Origin of the sequence: Streptomyces sp. NPDC052114, assembly GCF_040680155.1 — a bacterium.
Classification (GTDB): domain Bacteria; phylum Actinomycetota; class Actinomycetes; order Streptomycetales; family Streptomycetaceae; genus Streptomyces.
Genome location: NZ_JBFAWC010000016.1, coordinates 178620 through 197793 on the forward strand (window position 1 = coordinate 178620; position 19174 = coordinate 197793).

Below are 19174 nucleotides of genomic sequence, written 5' to 3' on the forward strand. Positions count from 1 at the left end.
TGAGGTCATGGACATAGGCATGGACCTGGGCATCGCCCTCCCCCAGTACGGCACGCACGCGCGGCCCACGGAGATCGCCGGGTTCGCCCGCTCCGCCGAGGCCGCCGGATTCGCCTCGCTGTGGACGGGAGACCGCTCCCTGACCCCCGTCGAGCCCAGCGACCTCTACCCGGGCGGCACGCCCGAGAGCCCTTACCCTCCCGAGTTCAGGACCTTCCTCGACCCGCTGACCGTCATGACCGTCGCCGCGACCGCCACGAGCCGGGCGCGGCTCGGCACCAGCACGCTCAACGCCCCCTGGCACCCGCCGCTCCTGCTCGCGCGCACCCTCACCTCGCTGGACCGGATCAGCGGCGGCCGCCTCGACGCCGGACTCGGGATCGGCTGGCTGCGCGACGAGTACACCGCCGTCAACGCCGAGTTCGACAAGCGCGGCGCCCGCCTCGACGAGATCCTCGACATCCTGGAGGGCTACTGGACCCAGGAGGAGTTCGCGCACGAGGGACCGCACTGGACGATCCCCCGTTCGTACGTCGGACTGCGCCCCGCGCAACAGCCCGGCCCGCCCGTGTACTTGGGCGGCTTCACCCCGGCCGCGATGCGCCGCGTCGGCCGCCGCGCCGAGGGCTGGGTCGGCGTCGTCATGCCGCCCGAGGTCCACGCCGGACTCTGGGACACCGCGCGGCGCGCCGCCGACGAGGCCGGCCGCGACCCCGACGCGCTGCGCCGGATCATCCGCCACAACCCGAAGCCGGGGTCCACGGCGCAGGAGATCGCCGCGGTCTTCGTCGAGGTGCGCGAGTCCGGTGCGGGCGGCGGCTTCGTCGATCTCCAGCAGTGTGTGCGGGAGCCGGACGAGGCCCTGGAACTCGGCGCCGGGATTCTCGAACGACTTCGTTGAATTTCGCGCCCGCCGACGCCCGTTCCTCGCCCGATCACGCCATGAATCGTCAATTCGAGATCCTTCGATCACCCTCAGGATGACCGATCGTTGCCCCTTCGCAATCTACTGGTGTCGGCAATCCGATCGTCATAGTCCCCTATGCCCGCACGGCATAGAGTCGCTGCCGAATTGGTCCGTTCACGGCTTGAATCGACCGCAGTAGCCTGTCGCGGAAGGAACTCGATAACCGTTCATAACAGGAGGATCCAGTGGCTGAACAGCGCATCTTCGCGAAGCCCGACGAACTGGCCCACGCGGTGGCCGAGCACGCGGTCCAGGCGCTCGGCACGGCCATCGACCGGGCGGGCCAGGCGACCTGGGTCCTGGCCGGGGGCAGCACCCCGGCGGCCGCCTACCGCCTGCTGGCGCAGGATAAGAACGCCGTGGACTGGTCGCGGGTGAACGTACTGGTGGGCGACGAGCGCTGCGTCGCAGTCGATCATCCCGACTCCAACTGGGGCCAGGCGTCCGCCGCGCTGCTGGACCACGTCCCCGTCGAGCAGAGCAGGCTGCTGGTGCCCGAGGGGACGCTTCCGCCGGACGAGGCCGCCGCCCGCTACGCCACCGCGCTCGCGCAGTTGCCGACGGAGACCTCGGGGCTGCCCCGCCTGGACCATGTGTGGCTGGGCGTCGGCGAGGACGGACACACGCTGTCGCTCTTCCCCGGCCTGGCGGCGGTGGAGGTGACGGACCGTCTGGTGGCGGGCGTGGACAACTCGCCGAAGCCGCCTCCCGAGCGGCTCACCCTCACGCTCCAGGCCCTGCGGGGAGCGCAGGACTGCCTGATCATCGCGGCGGGCGCCGGAAAGGCCAAGGTGATCGCGCGCGCCCTTCGCGGCGACGTCAAGCTGCCGGTGGCGCGGGCGGCGCGAGCGGTGGAGGAGGCGGGCGGGCGGGTGACGTGGCTGCTCGACGAGGCAGCCGCCGCGGCCGTCTCCAGCGGCTGACACATGACGCTGCCTGACACACGCCACTACCTGACGCGCGACATCGACTGACACACGACGTTGCATGACGCGCGACATCGACTGACACACGACCTCGGCCCACGCACATCGTCGATGGACACACGTCGCCGACCGAGACACATTGTCCGCTGACTCACCTCGTCCACCGACGGACGTCATCGGCCGACACGAGCCGGATTCCCTGCGCTATTCCGCCTTTTCCCGGCGCAGGGACGCCGCTCGGATCATCTCGGCGAGAATCACGGCGGCCGACGAAAGACTCCCCGGCTTCCAGTGCAGCCACACGTCCGTGTAGATCGCGCCGTCCGAGGCCACGAGAACGCTGCCGCGGTCCGGTTCGGACGGGTCGATGTTGTCCCGGGCGACGATGGGAATCCCCACCCCTCCCCTGCCAAGAGCAAGCAGGGACAAGGGACTTGAGCTTTCCACGAGGACGCGCGGACTGAATCCGCACTTCGCCGCGCCCCGCTCCACCTCGACCCGGGAGAAGTAGCCGAGCGGCGCGGTGAGCAAGGGGTGGTCCCGGATCGCGCCCAACTCGACCTCGGGTGCGCCGTGGTGGGGGTGGTCGGCGGGCAACACGGCCACGATGTCCGCGCGATACGCCTTGAATCCGTCGAAGTCGTTCCGGGGCCCCGGAGCCATGGCCAGGTCGAGGGCCCCCAGCCGCAGGTCCTCGTAGAGTCGTCTGGCCACTTCCGCGCGTCTGCTGTCCGCAAGACCGGTGAACTCCATCCGGATGTCCGGGTGTTCACCCAGAAAGGCGCCGATGACGGGGGCCAGCAGATAGCGGATGTGCACCGGGAAGCAGCCGAACCGCACGAGCCCGGTCCGCCCCTGACTCAGGTCGGTGGCCACTTCGCAGAGCCGCTCGTTCGCGGTGAGGACGCGCTGCGCCTCCGCGAGCAGGAGGGTGCCCGCCGACGTCAGCACCACGCGGTTGCCCGACCGCTCGAAGAGAGGGACTCCCAACTCCCCCTGCAGGCTCTTCACCTTCCGCCACAGCGCGGGCTGCGACACATGGAGCCGCTCCGCCGCCAGCACGTACGACCCCGATGTGGCCACGGCCGTGAAGTAAGCCAGCTGTTGCAGCTCGATGGTCATTGCGCCCCCCGTCTATGCCGCCGGGACATAGGCTTCTTACGAACTTGTGCCATTGACCCGCTCTGCGCCCCTGCCGGGATAATGACAGCATTACCCGCGATGCACAGGGGAGCGGCAATGAGCCATTGCGAGGCGGACGCATACGCGTTCGCCGGCGGGAGCGGAATCGGCGGCCTTGAATTGCGAGAATCGGCACGGAAGTGCCCGACGGTATTCCGGAGTCTCCAGTGACCAACCGGGGACAGGGGCGGACACCGGCACGGGGACGCGCGACCGCCATGGACACCGCACCGCACCGCCGCACCGTGGGGACGGGCCTGGTGGCCGTGGGCTTCGGAGCGACGTCTCCCGCGGCGGCCCTGCTCGTCCACCGGACCGGGTCGCCCGCGTGGCTGCTCGTCCTCATGGTCATCGGCGCGCCGGTCAGCGCGTCCCTCGTCGCCGCCGTCGCGTACATGCTGATGCGGCGCACGGACGCGGCCGTGCGGGTGTACGAGGAGGCGGCAGGCGCCGTGCGCGACTCGGTCGTGGAGACCGCCCAGTTGAGCACCCTCGAAACGCTACAGCAGATCACTTCCCAAGGCGGCCAGTTCGTTCTCACCAGGTCGGCCGACGGCTCCGTGAAGATCGAATGCACGGCCGTGCCCCAGGAGAATTGAATCGGCGTTTGACGGTGGCTCGCATTCCGAATGCCAAGGATGGCAAAAGGGATTCCGGGACGCCGCCCTGCGGGCCCATCATGGGCAGAGGCGATACGGGGGTGCCGTCATGGCTGTTCGCTTCGGTCCAGGTCCCGACCGCGTTCCGGGCTGGGTCTTCGCCGTCGTCGGGTTCGTCCTGGTGGTGGGAGTGTTTTTCGGGATGCGCGGACTCGCGTCGCCCGGGGGCGGGGCGCGGGGAGGCGGCGGCAGCAGCGGCTCCGCCGACGGGGGCTCCGACAGTGCCTCGGGGGGCCAGGGGGATGCGGGCGGCTCGGGGGCGAACGGGGGCTCGGACGGCGGTTTCGACGCGGGTTCGGACGGGGGTGACACGAGCGGGTCGTCCGGCGGTTCTTCGAACGGTACGTGGCAGAACGGCGGCACGGACGGCGGGCGCGGCAAGAGCAAGGGGGACGGCAAAGGGGGCGGAGGCGGCACCCCGCCCGGCTGGCTTCCCTGGGGCCCGAGGTCGCCCAACACCGACGAGGCCCTGGAGCCCGACAGCGCGTACGACCTGCTCCAGGAGGTCCAGTGCCAGGAGGCGTACGACACCGCCGTGGACCCCGCCAAGCAGCGGGGGGACTCGGGGACCCCGGAGTCCTGGAAGGTCATCGAGGGGCTGGCCGGGATCTGCAAGGCCGCGCGGGGCGAGAGCGGCGGGCTCGCCATCGCGGAGAAGGCCGCGACCGGGCTCCGTGCCGTCAACTACCACCCGGCCGGCACCGAGCAGCTCTGCAAGGACGGCGATGCCTACGGCGTGCTGCAGCGCTTCGTCGCCTACTACCGGCGCCATGCCGACGAGCGCGTGGTGCTGCGTCACTCGACGTCGGGTTCCAACGCCTGCACGAACACGCTCGCCGCATCGGACGCCCGCTACGCGCCTGGTACCCCGGCCTACTTCAATGGGACCTGGCCCGACGCGCCGCGCAGCCTCGAACTCCGCGCGCCGGAGCTGGCCCGCCCCATCGTCCTCGACCTCTTCGGCGACACCACCGACCAGGCCAGGTGCTGCAAGGACGCGGCCGTATCCGTCAATCTGCCGGGGCCGGACGGCTACGGCGGCGAGCGCCCGACGGCCATCGACGTGACGCTGGTGACGGAGAAGGGCGCCAGGGTCGTCAAGCGGGGCGCGTTCGAGCTGGACTGGAGCGGCATCGATCCCCCGTCGCCGAAGCCACCTTCGCCGGGGCCGCCGTCACCCGAGCCCCCGTCGCCCCGACCGCCGTCGCCCCGACCGCCGTCGCCCCGACCGGGGTCCTCAAGCCCTGAGGCGTCGAGCCCCGAGGTGTCCAGCGCCGGGGCGTCCGGCCTCGGGGCGTCCGGCCCGTCGGCGTCCGCCGGCTCGCCCGGCGCGCTGACTCGATGAGCGAGCCTTCACCGCCGACCCCGGGCCCGGGCCCGGCACCGGGTCCGGGCCCAGGTCCGCGTCCGGTTCCAGATCCAGGGCCGGGGCCAAGTCCGGCCCCCGCCCCCACCCCGAACCCGAGCCCACCCCCTGACCCGACCCCGGCCCCGCCCCCGGACCCCGCACCCCCAACTCCATCCCCGCCCTCACCAAGTCCCCCACCCTCACCCCACCCCCCACCCCCCGACCCCAGATTCGGCTGGGTGGAGATCGTCGGGGCCGTCGGATCACTCGTCACGCTCCTGACCGCCGTCCTGTTCTACTTCGGCTGGGCGAGCACCGACGCCGAGACCAGGGCGCTCGGCCTGCGCGACACCGTCTTCCACTTCTCCACCAGCGACTATCTGCTCCGCAGCGTCGACGCCCTGTATCTGCCCGCCTGGCTGGCGGCGGGCGCCGCCCTCGGCGTACTCGGACTGCACCGCTGGGCGTCGGGCGAACCGCGACGGCTCTCCCGTGCCGTACGCGTGCTGCGCCTCGCCTGGGCCGTGCCGCTCCTCCTCGTACCGCTGTATCCGCTCGCGCCCTGGCTCTTCGACCTGCTGCTGCCGCTCACCGCCATCGTCGGCCTCTCCCTGAACGCGTACGCCCGCACCCGCGACCGGCGCGACCTGCGGCTGTGGGGACTCACCCTCTTCATCTGCGTGCTGTCGCTGTTCTGGGCCGTGTCGGCCTACGCGCAGATCGCGGGGCGGGGGCGGGCCGAGCTGACCGAGCGGACCGTGCGCGGCGGATTTCCCGCCGTGGTCGTCTTCAGCGACAAGGACCTGATGATCCGCGGCGGCGGCAGCTGCTACCGCAGGGTCACGACCAAGGGGAGCCGGTACGCGTACGAGTACGCGGGGCTGCGGCTGTTCCACGTGTCCGGGGACCGCGTCTTCCTCGTGCCACGGAACTGGACGCCCGAGGACGGCACCCTCTACGTGCTCAAGGAGGGCGCGGGGCAGCGCGTCGATCTGATCAGCGGGGCCGGGAACCGGTCACGGGAGTGCCGGGGGTAGGGGGCGCACGGCGCGGGCTCCTGCCCCCACCGTCCTTCCCCAAGCCGCTCCCAGGGGATCCGACGCACATATTCCGCCGCTAACGTGAACAGTTCAGGCCACAGCAGGCCTAACGGTCGTGCGGGTTCGGCTCCCCGGCCGCGGGTGTCCCGGCGCGTGGCCGTGGCTGCGTGCGGCAGGAGGCCGTCATGACCGCAGAACTCGACGTCCAGGTGGTGCCCGTCGCGCCGTTCGAGCGTGACATCAGCCGGATCCGCAAGGCGCTCCTGGAGCACCCCTCCGTCGCCAAGGAACTCGGCGGGGCGCGGGCCCGCGTGCTGTCCCTGGTGCCGGAGCCGGAGGGCCGCAAGACCGAGGAGCCGGAGCCCTCGTACCGCTTCACCGCGCAGATCTACGACTACGACGAGGAGCGGGTCCTCGCGGTCGCCGGCGACCTGCGCGACGCGGATCCGCGCGACCCCCGCGAGCTGACGGTCGAGACGTTCGTCGCCCAACCGCTGCCCACGGCAGAGGAGTTCGCGGCGGCGGTCGCCGCGGTCGGCGAGGACTCCCGCTACGGCGAAGCGATCCGCTCCCGGCAGCTCACGACGTTCCGTCCCATGCCGGCCCTCGTGGAGTACGAGGACGTGGACGGCCGCGCCAGGCGCACCCTGGGCGTCGGGCTCCTGCGCGCCGACGACGACCACGTCCAGGTCGTCGCGGTGCTGATGGCCGAGCACCGCGTGCTGCACGAGCTGGCCGAGCGGCTGCCCCACGGAACGGCGCGGTGCGAGCCCACGGCCCCCGACGACCGCTGCGCGGCCACCGGGACGGCCGGACAGGTCGACGTGACGGTCACCCAGGGCGGCCGGACCCTGTGGCAGCTCCAGGTGGTGCGGCCCGCCGCGTCATCGGGCACCAACGGCTCCGGAGTGGAGCTGCGGCACGTCCGCTACCGCGGTCGCACGGTGCTCTACCGGGCCCACGTGCCGATCCTCAACGTCGAGTACGAGCAGACCACCGCGGGCGGCTGCGGCCCCACCTACCGCGACTGGCAGAACTCCGAGGCCTGCTTCCAGGCGGACGGCCAGACCGTGGCACCGGGCTTCCGGGTCTGCCCGCAGCCCGCGCGGACGATCCTCGACACCGGGACCGACGCGGGCAACTTCCGTGGTGTGGCGATCTACGTGCTCGGTCAGGAGGTGGTCCTGGTCAGCGAGATGATGGCGGGCTGGTACCGCTACGTCAGCCAGTGGCGGCTGCACACCGACGGCACCATCCGCCCCCGCTTCGGCTTCGCCGGGGTCAACAACCCCTGTACCTGCCGCGAGCACCGCCACCACGTCTACTGGCGCTTCGACTTCGACGTGGGCGGCGCCGCGCCCAACGTCGTGGAGGAGTTCAACGACCCGCCGCTCGCGGTCGGCGGGAGCAACTGGCACACCAAGTCCTGGGAGATCCGCCGCCCCCGCGACCCGGCACGCAGCCGGCGCTGGCGGGTGCGGAACACGTCCGGCGGTCAGGCGTACCACCTGACGCCCGGTGCCGACGACGGCGTCCAGGACGCGTACGGCGTAGGTGACCTGTGGGCCCTGCGCTACCGCGCGACCGAACTCGACGACGGCCAGCACTTCGCCACCGATCCCCAGCTCACCCGGGCCCGCCTCGACGCCCTGCGCACCCCGGCCGAATCCCTGATCAACACCGACGTGGTGCTCTGGTACGCGGCCCACTTCACCCACGACGCCGCGCATTCCCACGGTCATGTCCTCGGCCCCGACCTCACCCCGGAGAACTGGTGACCGCCTGACCCCCGGGGCGGCGCCCCGGCAACTCTTACGTGCCTTTGTCATTGCTCTGCCACTCCCCTGAAACGCGCCCGGAAAGGTCGTCCTCGCAGCCGAGAGACGAAGGATCGGGCAATGAGGGAGCGAGCGATGGCGGAGCGGGCGATGACGGTGCGGGCGATGACGGGCAAGAGGAGGACGCGGCGCGCGGGGCTGGTCGTGGGCATGATGGCGCTGCTCGCGTCGGCGCTGCCGACGGTCGCGGCGGCCGCGCCGGAAGGCAGACCGGCCGTGGCGCCCGCGTGGTGCCCGAAGGTTCCCGGGCACGACGTCGACTGCGGCTCGCTGAACCGTCCGCTGGTCGCGGGCAGGCCGGAGCTCGGGAAGATCGAGGTGAGTTACGCGGTCGTGCGGCACAGCGGGTCCGGCGCCGCCAAGGGCACCGTCGCCGTCAACCCGGGCGGCCCCGGAGAGGTGGCGATCGACCGCGCCGAGGTGTTTGCCCCGGCCCTGGGCGGCCTGCTCAAGGACCACGACCTCCTGCTCGTCGACCCGCGCGGCACCGGTCGGTCCGAGCGACTGCCGTGCGGGGTGACCGACGCCGAGTACCGCTTCGGCACCCGCGCCCAGCAGCGGGCCGCCGTCGAGCGGTGCGCCCGCACCCTCGGGCCGAAGGCCGCCGCGTACACGAGCGCGGCCACCGCGGACGACATCGACGCCGTGCGCGCCAGGATCGGTGTGCGCCAACTGAGCCTCTACGGGCTGTCCTACGGCACGTATCTGATGCCTGTGTACGCCTCCCGCCACCCCGAGCGCGTGCGGAACATCGTGCTGTCGGGCGCCTACCCGCTCGGCTTCGACCCGCTGGTGCGGCCCAGCGCCCAGGCGGTCTCCCTGTCCCTGCGGCGCGTGTGCGAGCGCGGTGTCCCCGCGGTGTGCGACGGGAAGCGGGCCGTCGACGACCTCACCGCCGTGGCGACGCGGCTGCGGAACCGGCCGATGACCGTGCCGATCACCACCGACCACGGCACGTACAAGGAGCGGTTCACCGAGGGCAAGCTCGCCAACCTCCTGTTCGAGGCGGCCAGCCGCGAGGTCGGCATGGAGCCGGCCGAACCCTCCCTGCTCGGGCGCCTTCCGCACGCCCTCGACCGTTTCGTGAAGGGTGACGCGGCGCCGCTGCGCACGCTGGTCCAGGAGGACGGCGCCTCGGGCAGCACGGAGGACCAGGCTCCGTACGTGGGCGTCGTCTGCAACGACTACCGCACGTCCTGGTCGAAGGACGCGCCGCTTTCGGTGCGGTGGCAGCAGTACCGCACGGCCCTCGCGGACGCCGGACGCGGCGCGCACGGGGCGTTCAGCGCCCGGGGGTTCAACGAAGGGCCCACGGACGGCGGGGACGTGTGCATCGGCTGGCCGCGCAAGAACACCCCGCGCCCGCAGCCGACGCACCCGAAGCTGCCCGACGTCCCCGTCCTGGTGCTCTCCGGCGATCTGGACGCCAACACCCCCGACGCCAACGGCAAGGTGGCGGCACGGCAGTTCCCCGACAGCCGCTTCTTCTCCGTACGCAACATCGGGCACGTGCCCGAGCTCGATCAGAGCGGCTGCGTCACCGGGGTCTCCACGCGCTTCATCCGCACCGGTGAGCCGGGCGACACGTCCTGCCTCAAAACGCTGCCGCCCATCGCCGTGACACCCGTGCGCGGCTGACGGGCCGGTACCGTGACCGCGTCCGCCACCGGCGAAGATGATCACATGACAGAGGAAACGGGACACCGCAGGACGGTACTGGTCGTCGAGGACGATCCGGGCGTACGCAGCACCCTGGACCAGCTGCTGCGCTTCGAGGGCTACCGGGTGCTCCAGGCCGCCGACGGCCTGGAGGCCCTCGGGCTCCTCGAACAGGAGCGGCCCGACCTGGCGGTGGTGGACGTGGTCATGCCGAAGCTCGACGGCCTCGGGCTGTGCCGGATGCTGCGCAGGCGCGGCGACCGCCTGCCCATCCTGGTCCTGACGGCCCGTCACGAGGTCGGCGACCGGGTCGCGGGCCTGGACGCGGGCGCCGACGACTACCTGGCCAAGCCGTTCGCCACCGAGGAGCTCTTCGCCCGCATACGCGCCCTGCTGCGGCGCACCGAACCCGTGGAGGGCGGCCGGGCGCTCGCGGTGGCGGACCTCACCCTCGATCCCGAGGCGCGTCTCGCGTTCCGGGGCACGCGCGAACTCGACCTGACCAAGACCGAGTTCGACGTGCTGGAGCTGCTGCTGTGCCACCCGGGCACGGTCCTGACCCGGTCCCAGATGTACGAGCGCATCTGGGGCTTCGACTTCGACACCACCTCCCGCTCCCTCGACGTCTACATCGGCTATCTCCGCCAGAAGACCGAGCAGGGCGGCGAGCCCCGGCTGATCCACACCGTGCGCAGCGTCGGCTACACCGTCAGGGCCGTGTGATGCTCCGTACGAGAATCACGGCCGTCGTCGTGGGCGCCGCCGCGCTCGCGATGGCCCTGGCCGCCGTCATGTCGTACCGGGGCGTGAGCGAACTGGTCGCCGACGAGCTCGACCGGGGGCTCGACGACCGGTCCACCACGGTGATCACCCTGCTCGCCGCCGGCCTGCCGCCGTCGCCCCGGGCGGACATGGTCGAACAGGTCGTCTCCGCACAGGGATCCGTGCGCCGCCTGTCCCCCGAGGGTCCCGAACTCCCGGTGTCGGCGGCGGTCCTGCGGGTGGCCCGGACGGGTCAGGGCGAGAGCCGCCGTGACGTCGTCGTCTCCGGCACCGAGTACGGCACGCTGACCCGGCCGCTGCCCGGCGGCGGGGCGGTCATGGTCGGCCAGAGCTATCAGGGCGCCGCGCGCCTCGACAACGCGTTCCTGTCGCGCATCTCCTGGACCACGGCGGCGGCCATCGGCCTGTCCGCCCTGCTGAGCTGGTTCGTGCTGGGGCGGATCCTGCGGCCGGTCCGTCAACTGGCCCGCACCACTGGGAAGATCACCGCGACACAGGACCTCTCCACCGCGCTGCCGCCCGCAGGTTCGGACGAGACCGGCCAGCTGACCCGCAGTTTCGAGGCGATGCTCATGGCGCTGCGCCGCTCGCGCGCGCAGCAGCAACAACTGGTCCAGGACGCGAGCCACGAGCTGCGGACCCCGCTGACGTCGGTGCGGGGCAGCGCGGAGCTGCTGCAGCGGGCACGCGGCAGACTCGCGCCGAAGGACGAGGAGCAGATCCTCACCACGCTGGTCACCGAGACGGCGGCGCTCGACGAGCTCGTACGGGAACTGGTCGAGCTGGCCACCGACCGCCACACGGACGAAGAGCCGTCCGTCGTCGACCTGGCGGCCCTGGCCGAGGACGCCGCCCACCGGCACAGCGTCCGGACCGGCCGCGCCATCACGGTCACCACGGACGGACCCGCCGACGTACGGGCCCGCCCCCGCGCGTTGGAGCGCTGCGTCGACAATCTCCTCAGCAACGCGGTGAAGTTCAGCCCCGAAGGTACGCCGGTCACCATCCATGTCGAGGGCCGCCGGCTCGCCGTACGCGACCGGGGCCCCGGCATCGAGCCGACCGAACGCGACGCCGTCTTCGACCGCTTCCACCGCAGCCCCGGCACCCAGAGCACACCGGGCTCCGGCCTGGGCCTCGCGATCGTGCACGACATCGTCACCGCCCACGGCGGCACCGTCTTCGCCGACGCCGCGCCCGACGGGGGCGCGGAGGTGGGCTTCGTACTGCTCCCCGAGGGGCACCGGCGTGCGCGCTAGCGGACCGTGCCGCGCATCCGGCGCGGGTCACCGCGGGTGTGCCACGCGTCTGCCATATCTGCCAAGGGCAGAAGGCAGGGCGCGGTCGGCGGCCGACCACCAGAGTGAAGAAATGCCGACACGAGAAGACCTCACCGAAAGCCTTCGCGCAGCCGAACGGCGCCTCCAGGCCGCCCAACTCGCCTCCGACGTAGGGACATTGACCGAGCTGATCGACGACGCGGGACGGTTCACCGGCCCGGACGGAAACCTCTACTCGAAGCGGGACGACCTTCGCGCGCACGAATCCGGACACCAGGTACTGACCCGTCTCGTGGAGGAGGAGCTCCAGGTGCTGGCGACCGGGCGCACCGGCATCACCTGGTTCCTCGGCGCGCTGGAGGGCTCCGTCGGCGGGCGGCCGTTCGACGCCCGGGTACGCTACACCCGGACCTGGGTCCGCGGCGAGGAAGGGTGGAAGGTCGTCGCGGCACACGCCACGTTCGTCACCGCGACTGCCTGATCAGCGGGTTCAGCGCGTGACGGCTTCGCCGCGGGCCGTGGCGGGACAGGCGTCCGGGTCGCCGTCGGCGTCCTCCGACGGCGTGGCCGCGATGACCGTGTCCAGCGCGGCGCGGGCGGCCACCAAATCGGCCATCGCACGGTCGATCCGCTCGCGTTCGCGATACAGGTCCGGAAGCATCCCGGAGCAGGCGGGCACCGGCCCCTGGCCGTCGTTCACCGTGCAGGGCAGCAGCTCGGCGATGGTGCGCGTGCTGAGGCCCGCGGCCAGCAGGGTGCGGATGCTCTGCACGGTGCGCGCGTCCTCCTCGTCGTACTCGCGGTATCCGCTGGACCGCCGTCGGGGGTTCAGCAACCCCTGCTCCTCGTAGTAGCGCAGCAGTCGCTGGCTGACGCCCGTCCTCCGGGAAAGAGCTCCAATGCGCACGTGACCCCCACCACACGATTTCCGGTTGACTCTCACACCGATGTGAAACCCTAACCTGCCGTGCATGACAGCGAATCAGTCAACTCAGCAGCTCAGCCACCCTGTTACCGTCGTCGGCCTCGGCCCCATGGGCCTGGCCCTCGCCGAGGTGCTCCTGGACAGGGGGCACCCTCTGACGGTCTGGAACCGGACCCCGGAGAAGGCCGACGCCCTTGTCTCCAAGGGCGCCCACCGCGCGGCGAGCGTCGCCGAAGCGGTGTCCGCGAGCCCCGTCACGATCATGTGCCTCAAGGACTACGCCACCGTGTACGAGGTCTTCGAGCCCGCCCGTGACGCCCTGGCGGGCCGCACACTCGTCAACCTCAACTCCGGCACACCCAACGAGGCCCGCGCGGCGGTCGGCTGGGCGGACGCGCGCGGCCTCGCGTACCTGGACGGCGCGATCATGGTGCCGCCGCCGCTCGTCGGACATCCCGAATCGGTCTTCCTGTACAGCGGTTCGCGGGACGTCTTCGAGCAGCACCGGGTGACGCTCGCGAGCATGGGCGATCCCCGCTTCCTCGGCCCCGAGCCCGGCCTCGCGGTCCTCTACAACACGGCACTGCTCGAAATGATGTACGCGACGATGAACGGCTGGCTGCACGCGACGGCCCTGGTCGGCTCGGCGAGCGTCCCGGCGGCCGAGTTCGCCGAGCTCGCCCTCGGCTGGTTCATGCCCACGGTGCTGGACCCCGCGTCCTTCCTCGCGCAGGCTCCCGAACTGGACAGGGGCGACTACCCCGGCGACCTCGGCACCCTGGAAATGAACCTCAACGCGCTGGACCACGTGGTCCGCACCAGTGAGGAACAAGGTGTCCACTCCGACCAGCCCCGCCTGATGCAGCAGATCGCCGAGCGGACCGTCGCGGCCGGGCACGGCGGCCAGAGCTATCTGGCGGTCTTCGAGACCTTCAAGTCCGAGACATCGAAGCGGGCGGCATCGGCCGGGTGATCCCCCGCTTCGCCGGCAGCGATGTGCCGAACCTCCCGCCTCGGCGCGAGCGATCTGGCTACGCTTCCCGAGCGGCCGGGCGCGGACGCGTCCGCACTGAGCGTCGGGGGATCCATGGCGGCTGAAGTCCGGGTCGAGACGGTTGCGTTGGAGGCGGGCAACCGCCGGATCTCCGCCCGCGTGCGCACCAGCGAGGCGCTCCATGAGCGGGCTGCCGAGCTGGAGGAGGCGATCGCACAGGCCTCCTCCATCGCGCAGGAGTCCTTGGCGCGGGTACCCCGGCGGGACGGCTGGCAGGTGTCCGGCATGGAGGTGACGTTCGGCCTGACGCTGGCCGCGGAGGCGGGAGTGATCCTCAGCAAGGCGTCGGCCGAGGCGTCCTTCGGCGTCACCCTGACCGTGGAACGGGTCCCGGAGGGTCGGGCCCCGGAACGGGACATGGAGTTTCCGGCCTCGGAACAGGGCACGGAGGATCCTGCCCCGGAACGGGACACGGACGATCCTGCCCCGGAACGGGACACGGAGAACCCGTGACCGACGCGGCCTACTGGGTGGAGCTGCACGCGGCCCGGCAGCGGCTGGGCGCGGGCTTCCTGCTGACGCGTCGTTTCGTCCTCACCGCGCTCCACTGCCTGCGCGGCCTGCCCGCGGCGGACGACCCGCTGCGCATCGTCCTGCCGGACGGCAGCACACTCTCGGGACGCGTCTGTGACCAGGACAAGGGCGCCGATCTCGCGCTGATCATGATCTCTTCCGCCTTCGAGGTAAAGGTCCCCGTCCCCAGGGCCGGTGTCGCCTTCAGCGGGGACGCGTGGCACGGTCCCTACCGACCCGCATCCACGGAGGCACATCTCAACGGCAACGTCGACCACGGCACGGCGCGGTACCAGTGCGAGGGCGGAGCCGTCGTGGAGGCGCTGCAACTGACGGTCGAGCAGCAACTCGGCGACTACTCGGGCTACTCCGGAGGACCCGTGGCCGCCGGCAGACCCGGCGACGTGAACTCCGCCGTCCTCGGCATCCTCCTGGAGCAGCTTCCCAGGCGGGGACCGACGGACGAAGCGGCGAACGTGCTCTTCGGCGCCACGGTCGGCGAGGCGATGCGGCGGTTCGACCACTTCCACGTGGAGCACCTCATCGACGTGCTGCGGCCCGGCGGTCCGCCGCCGTCCGACACCGACTCAGACTCCGGCTCCGGCGCCGCCTCCGGCATCGACTCGGCCGCCGCGTCGGTCGACGCGTGGTTCCGGCAGATCGACCTCTGGGCGAGCCAGCGGTCCTTCAGTCCGGCGCAGGTCGCCGACCTGAAGTTCTCGGCCGCCAAGACGGCCATCGAGAACCAGCTGGGGAAGGACACGGCATGACCGACGCCCGGCAGGGCCGACACACCTGGCACCGGGCGCTGGCGGACGCCGAAGGCGCGCTGCGCGGCGGGGTCGCGGAACTCGGGCGCGTCACGGCGACCGTGGCCGCGTTGTGCCGTGACCCCGATGTGCTGCGCCATCCCGACATGGGCAGGGATCTCGCGCGCCTGTCGGCGCTGCTGGAGGCCCTCGGCCGCCACGGCCAGGTCCGGTCGCTCCTTGAGCATGTGGTGTCCCGACTCCTGTGGGATCCGGAGGCGTCCACGCTGTCGGTGGACACCAGGAACGAGGTGGCCGCCGCCCTGTCGGAGCGCGGCTGTCTGCCTGCGGCTGTCGCCGTGCTGTCGATCGCGTACGGGAATCCGGAGGTGTACGGGGATCCGGCCGTGTACGGGGATGAGGTCGCGTCCGCGGATCCCGTCGCGTACGAGGTTCCGGACGCGTACGACGTACCGAGGGGCCCCACCGACGCCCGTTCGCTGGCGAACCTCGCCGCGCTACGGCTGCGCATGGGTCACCTGACGTCGGCACGGGAACTCGCCGCGCGGGCCTCGCGGGCGCTGGACGGTCCGGACGGCACCGAGCGACTCGACGTACACCGACGCCAAGTCCGGCTGCTGGCCCAGACCGTGCTCTGCGAGGTGAGCCGTCGCCGGAGCGATCACGCCGAAGCCGACCGCGTGCTGGACGCGCTCGACCACACCGTCCGGCACGTGGTGCGCGACCTCGGCGGTGACCATCCGGCGTCGCTCTCCGCGCTCATCGCGCTCGCCCAGGCCGAGTTCGCCTCGGCGGTGGCGGCGGACGACCGGGAGCGCATGGAGCGGTCGACGGACGTGCTCGGCGCCGCGGCACAGAAGGCGGCCGCCACCCTGGGCCCCGGCCATCCCCTCAGCCTGGCGGGCGCGGACGGCCTGGCCTCGGCCGAACTCCGCCTCGCGCAGACGGCTCAGGAGTCGAAGAACCGCGACAGCGCCTCGGGCGGGGCGGCGACGGAACAGGCCACGGCACGTGCGGCGGCGCCGGGCCGGGCGGCTGCCACCGGGCGGCACGGACCGGCACGGATCGCTCCCCCGGTCACCGTGGCCACGGCTCCGCAGCTGCCTCAGGTGAGGCGCTCCGGGCAACCGCGCAGGGCAGGCAGGCCGGGCAGCGCGGGCATCCGGGACGTGGCCGCCGCGGCCGGAGTCTCCATCACCACCGCCTCCGACGCGCTCAACGGCAGAGGCAGGCTCCCGGAAGCCACCCGCCGCCATGTCCGTGAGGTCGCCGACCGGCTCGGCTACCGCACCACGTCCGCCGCCCGGACGCTCCGTACCGGCACGTCGGGCCTGATCGGCTTCACGATGGAGGCGTACGAGGACGGGCCCTTCGCCTTCACCAGGTCGGGGTACTTCGCCGAGCTGGCCCACGGCGCCACGTCGACGGCCCTCGCCCACGGCTTCGCGCTCGTCCACCTGCCCCCGGCCTCGCGCCACGACCCGTGGTCGAACGTGGCCCTCGACGGCGCGGTCGTAGTCGACCCGTCCGACGGCGATCCGGTCGTCGCCGACCTGATCCGCCAGGGCCTGCCGGTGGTCTCCGCGGGCCGCCCGGCCGGTGAACTGCCCGTGACCGGCTGGGTCGACAACGACCACGAGGCCGCCGTGCGCGGCGTCCTCGACCGGCTGGCGGAGGCAGGAGCCCGCCGCGTCGGGCTGCTGACCGGCACGGCGAACGACCCGTACACGCGCTTGTCGACCGCCTCGTATCTGCGGTGGTGCGCGGACGTCGGCCAGGAGCCGGTGTACGAGGCCTATCCGGCGGACGACCCCCTCGCGGGCAGAATCGCCGCCGACCGTCTGCTCGCGCGTCCGGACCGCCCCGACGCCGTGCACGGGCTGTTCGACTCCAACGGCTCCGATGTGCTCGCCGCCGCCCGCCGCCACGGGCTGCGCGTCCCGGAGGACCTGCTGCTGGCCTGTTGCAGCGAGTCCTCCTTGTACACCCGCACCGAGCCGCCCGTCACCACGCTCTCCCGGAATCCGCGTCAGGCCGGCGCCGCGGCGGTCCGGCTCCTCATCGCCGCCTTCGAGGAGCGGGAGTTCCGGCGACCGGCCGCACGGTTCGTCCCGACCGAACTCGTCCTGCGCGCGTCGTCGTGGCGATGAGTCGGCCCCCGTCCTCGCGGCCCGCCGGTGTCGCCCCGGCCACGGACGGTCGAATGACCGGCGGCGGTCAGGGGCAGGACGCCCGCATATCGCCATCAGATCTTGATCACGGCTAAGTTGTCCGACATGAGCAACCTTGACCGGCAGGCAGTGCCCTCGCAGTGCGGCGGACGTGGCTTCGTCGTCGCCGAGCCCGTCCGCGAACTGCTGAGCCCGCGCCGCGTACAACTCGGCGAAGGCACCGAGGTACGCCGACTGCTGCCGAACCTCGGCCGCCGCATGATCGGCGCCTGGGCCTTCGTCGATCATTACGGCCCCGACGACATCGCCGACGAGCCCGGCATGCAGGTGCCCCCGCATCCGCACATGGGCCTGCAGACCGTGAGCTGGCTGCACGAGGGTGAGGTGCTGCACCGCGACAGCACCGGCAGCCTCCAGACGATCCGCCCCCGGGAACTGGGCCTGATGACGTCCGGGCGGGCCATCTCCCACTCCGAGGAGAGCCCGAAGTCGCACGCCCGCTTCCTGCACGGCGCACAGCTCTGGGTCGCCCTGCCGGACGCCCACCGGCACACCGCCCCCCTGTTCGAGCACCACGCCGATCTGCCGAAGGCGACCGCCCCGGGGCTTGAGGCGACGGTGATTCTCGGCGACCTCGACGGGGCGACGTCCCCCGGAACGGCGTACACGCCCATCGTCGGCGCCGACCTCACCCTCTCCGCCGGCGCGGAGGCGCGCCTGCCGCTCGTGCCCGACTTCGAGTACGGCGTGCTGTCCATGTCCGGCGAGGTCCACGTCGACGGCGTGCCGGTCCTGCCGGGCTCAATGCTGTACCTCGGCTGCGGCCGCCGCGAACTGCCGCTGCGCGCCGCGTCCGACGCCTCGATCATGCTCCTCGGCGGCGAGCCGTTCGAGGAGGAACTGATCATGTGGTGGAACTTCATCGGCAGGTCGCAGGACGATATCACTCAGGCGCGGAAGGACTGGATGAGTGGGTCGCGATTTGGGGATGTGAAGGGGTACGACGGAGGGCGGTTGGATGCGCCTGAGCTGCCGCCTGTGCCGCTTAAAGCCCGGGGTCGAGTCCGCTGAACTGGCCTTTCATAGCCTGACCCTAACGAAGTCGAGCGAGTGACTTGGCCGACCCGCTCGACTTCGCTTCACCCCGATCGCAAACGCCTCTCGCAGCGTCTGAGTCCACGTCTTCGAGTCGCAAGTTTCGCCAGCTGTAGGCAGCTCTAGCCAGATTGATGCTGACCCAATGCCGACTTTCGTGACGCCCAGTCAGCTCTCGACCAACTTCCGAACAACGCTCACTCGGGGCATGCTGAGCTCCTGCTCCTCCGGCCTGAGCACTACGCCAATACTCAGGGCGCGGGAGCCAGACCAGTACAGCACTGCATCCCGAGCGGAACGATGCTGACTCGCGCGGCCGTTTGCCCAGTCCCCACAAAACGCCGCTTGGCCGACGGGGCGAGTCTCGACGCCGAGAGCCCCGCATGTACGCAATTCGTACCCCAGTCGAATTGACAGCAGCGGGCCTCCCGTCAAGATCAACAACGACAGTAGCCGCTCCAGAAGAGCTTGGGGCTCGACGCAGGGACCTGGACCGCGAACGGAGCACCTCGAGGAGCCGGCGCCCAGAGATCGGGATCTCCGAACTGCACCGGACCGCCCCTCAGCCAGCCACTTGTTTGCGGAATACCTGCAATGAGGCCCACAGCGGCAGGTCCGTCGGAGCAACTGCCCGCTGTGGGCCTCTGGTCACGGCAAGGCCGTAATGGGCGCATCGATGTGAACACCCGCTGCCAGCTTGCTCTCAACAGCACCTCTGGCGAGGGGCTTCGCCTGCTCCTCGTCGTCACTGGTCGTCTGCGCGATTACGATCTCGTGCTCCATGCGGCTTCCTCTCCAGCTCGGGTACTGCGACCCTGCCTAAGACGTCATTTCAGTTGGTGAGTCTGCGGTGGCATATGAGGGTTGCTGCGATGGCGGTGAACGCGAGGAAGTGTTCGGGCTTGCGTTCGTAGCGGCGGTGGAGTCGTCGGCAGCCGGACAGCCAGGACACGGTCCGCTCCAC

The 19174-nt window shown here is 71.5% G+C and carries 17 protein-coding genes and 2 pseudogenes; 15 read left to right on the top strand and 4 right to left on the bottom strand.

Annotated features, from left to right (window positions below; all coding sequences use genetic code 11):
* Positions 1–19 precede the first annotated feature (19 nt).
* Positions 20–901 carry a TIGR03619 family F420-dependent LLM class oxidoreductase gene (locus tag AB0L89_RS31225; RefSeq protein ID WP_365148400.1) on the top strand — a complete coding sequence of 294 codons (882 nt, stop codon included), beginning with the start codon at positions 20–22 and terminating at the stop codon, positions 899–901.
* Between the two features lie 251 nt (positions 902–1152).
* Complete coding sequence (gene pgl / locus AB0L89_RS31230) at positions 1153–1890, top strand: 6-phosphogluconolactonase (protein WP_365148338.1); 738 nt, start codon at positions 1153–1155, stop codon at positions 1888–1890.
* Positions 1891–2097: 207 nt separating this feature from the next.
* Here the strand turns inward: pgl and AB0L89_RS31235 are convergent, their stop codons facing one another.
* Positions 2098–3015 (bottom strand): LysR family transcriptional regulator, encoded by a 918-nt coding sequence (locus AB0L89_RS31235; RefSeq protein WP_365148341.1) that lies wholly within the window; start codon positions 3013–3015, stop codon positions 2098–2100.
* A gap of 278 nt (positions 3016–3293) precedes the next feature.
* On the opposite strand from AB0L89_RS31235, the gene AB0L89_RS31240 reads away from it, so the two are divergent.
* The 8 genes from AB0L89_RS31240 to AB0L89_RS31275 all read left to right on the top strand — a co-directional run bounded on the left by AB0L89_RS31240 (position 3294) and on the right by AB0L89_RS31275 (position 12163).
* A complete protein-coding gene (locus AB0L89_RS31240) occupies positions 3294–3674 on the top strand; it encodes a hypothetical protein (protein WP_365148344.1) in 381 nt (126 codons plus the stop codon).
* A gap of 109 nt (positions 3675–3783) precedes the next feature.
* Positions 3784–5079, top strand: a complete 1296-nt coding sequence (locus AB0L89_RS31245) for a hypothetical protein (protein WP_365148347.1) — start codon at positions 3784–3786, stop codon at positions 5077–5079.
* A gap of 242 nt (positions 5080–5321) precedes the next feature.
* A complete protein-coding gene (locus AB0L89_RS31250; protein ID WP_365148350.1) occupies positions 5322–6119 on the top strand; it encodes a hypothetical protein in 798 nt (265 codons plus the stop codon).
* Positions 6120–6307: 188 nt separating this feature from the next.
* Complete coding sequence (locus AB0L89_RS31255; RefSeq protein WP_365148353.1) at positions 6308–7900, top strand: hypothetical protein; 1593 nt, start codon at positions 6308–6310, stop codon at positions 7898–7900.
* 120 nt (positions 7901–8020) lie between these two features.
* The gene (locus AB0L89_RS31260; protein WP_365148355.1) at positions 8021–9598 is read left to right on the top strand and encodes an alpha/beta fold hydrolase; all 1578 of its coding nucleotides are present in this window, start codon (positions 8021–8023) and stop codon (positions 9596–9598) included.
* Between the two features lie 45 nt (positions 9599–9643).
* Entirely contained in the window at positions 9644–10342 is a 699-nt protein-coding gene (locus AB0L89_RS31265) for a response regulator transcription factor (RefSeq protein ID WP_365148358.1), read from the top strand.
* The gene (locus tag AB0L89_RS31270; protein WP_365148361.1) at positions 10342–11661 is read left to right on the top strand and encodes a HAMP domain-containing sensor histidine kinase; all 1320 of its coding nucleotides are present in this window, start codon (positions 10342–10344) and stop codon (positions 11659–11661) included. The genes AB0L89_RS31265 and AB0L89_RS31270 overlap by 1 nt, the downstream gene beginning before the upstream one ends.
* Positions 11662–11773: 112 nt before the next feature.
* Positions 11774–12163, top strand: coding sequence for a nuclear transport factor 2 family protein (locus AB0L89_RS31275; RefSeq protein WP_365148364.1), 390 nt, complete (start codon positions 11774–11776; stop codon positions 12161–12163).
* Between the two features lie 9 nt (positions 12164–12172).
* On the opposite strand, the gene AB0L89_RS31280 is transcribed toward AB0L89_RS31275, so the two are convergent.
* Entirely contained in the window at positions 12173–12589 is a 417-nt protein-coding gene (locus AB0L89_RS31280; protein WP_365148367.1) for a MerR family transcriptional regulator, read from the bottom strand.
* Positions 12590–12653: 64 nt separating this feature from the next.
* On the opposite strand from AB0L89_RS31280, the gene AB0L89_RS31285 reads away from it, so the two are divergent.
* The 5 genes from AB0L89_RS31285 (at position 12654) to AB0L89_RS31305 (ending at position 18186) form a co-directional block, all read left to right on the top strand.
* Complete coding sequence (locus tag AB0L89_RS31285; protein ID WP_365148370.1) at positions 12654–13580, top strand: NAD(P)-binding domain-containing protein; 927 nt, start codon at positions 12654–12656, stop codon at positions 13578–13580.
* 114 nt (positions 13581–13694) lie between these two features.
* Positions 13695–14114, top strand: coding sequence for a CU044_2847 family protein (locus AB0L89_RS31290; protein WP_365148373.1), 420 nt, complete (start codon positions 13695–13697; stop codon positions 14112–14114).
* Complete coding sequence (locus AB0L89_RS31295; RefSeq protein ID WP_365148376.1) at positions 14111–14944, top strand: serine protease; 834 nt, start codon at positions 14111–14113, stop codon at positions 14942–14944. Before AB0L89_RS31290 ends, AB0L89_RS31295 begins: the two co-directional genes overlap by 4 nt.
* Before the next feature lie 1100 nt (positions 14945–16044).
* Positions 16045–17094: a LacI family DNA-binding transcriptional regulator gene (locus AB0L89_RS31300; protein WP_365148402.1), complete on the top strand. Its 1050-nt coding sequence runs from the start codon at positions 16045–16047 to the stop codon at positions 17092–17094.
* A gap of 126 nt (positions 17095–17220) precedes the next feature.
* Positions 17221–18186 carry a pirin family protein gene (locus AB0L89_RS31305; RefSeq protein ID WP_365148379.1) on the top strand — a complete coding sequence of 322 codons (966 nt, stop codon included), beginning with the start codon at positions 17221–17223 and terminating at the stop codon, positions 18184–18186.
* 681 nt (positions 18187–18867) lie between these two features.
* Here the strand turns inward: AB0L89_RS31305 and cutA are convergent.
* A pseudogene (cutA, locus tag AB0L89_RS31310) lies at positions 18868–18993 on the bottom strand (divalent cation tolerance protein CutA); the annotation flags it as partial.
* 49 nt (positions 18994–19042) lie between these two features.
* Positions 19043–19174, bottom strand: a pseudogene (locus tag AB0L89_RS31315) (IS5/IS1182 family transposase); the annotation flags it as partial.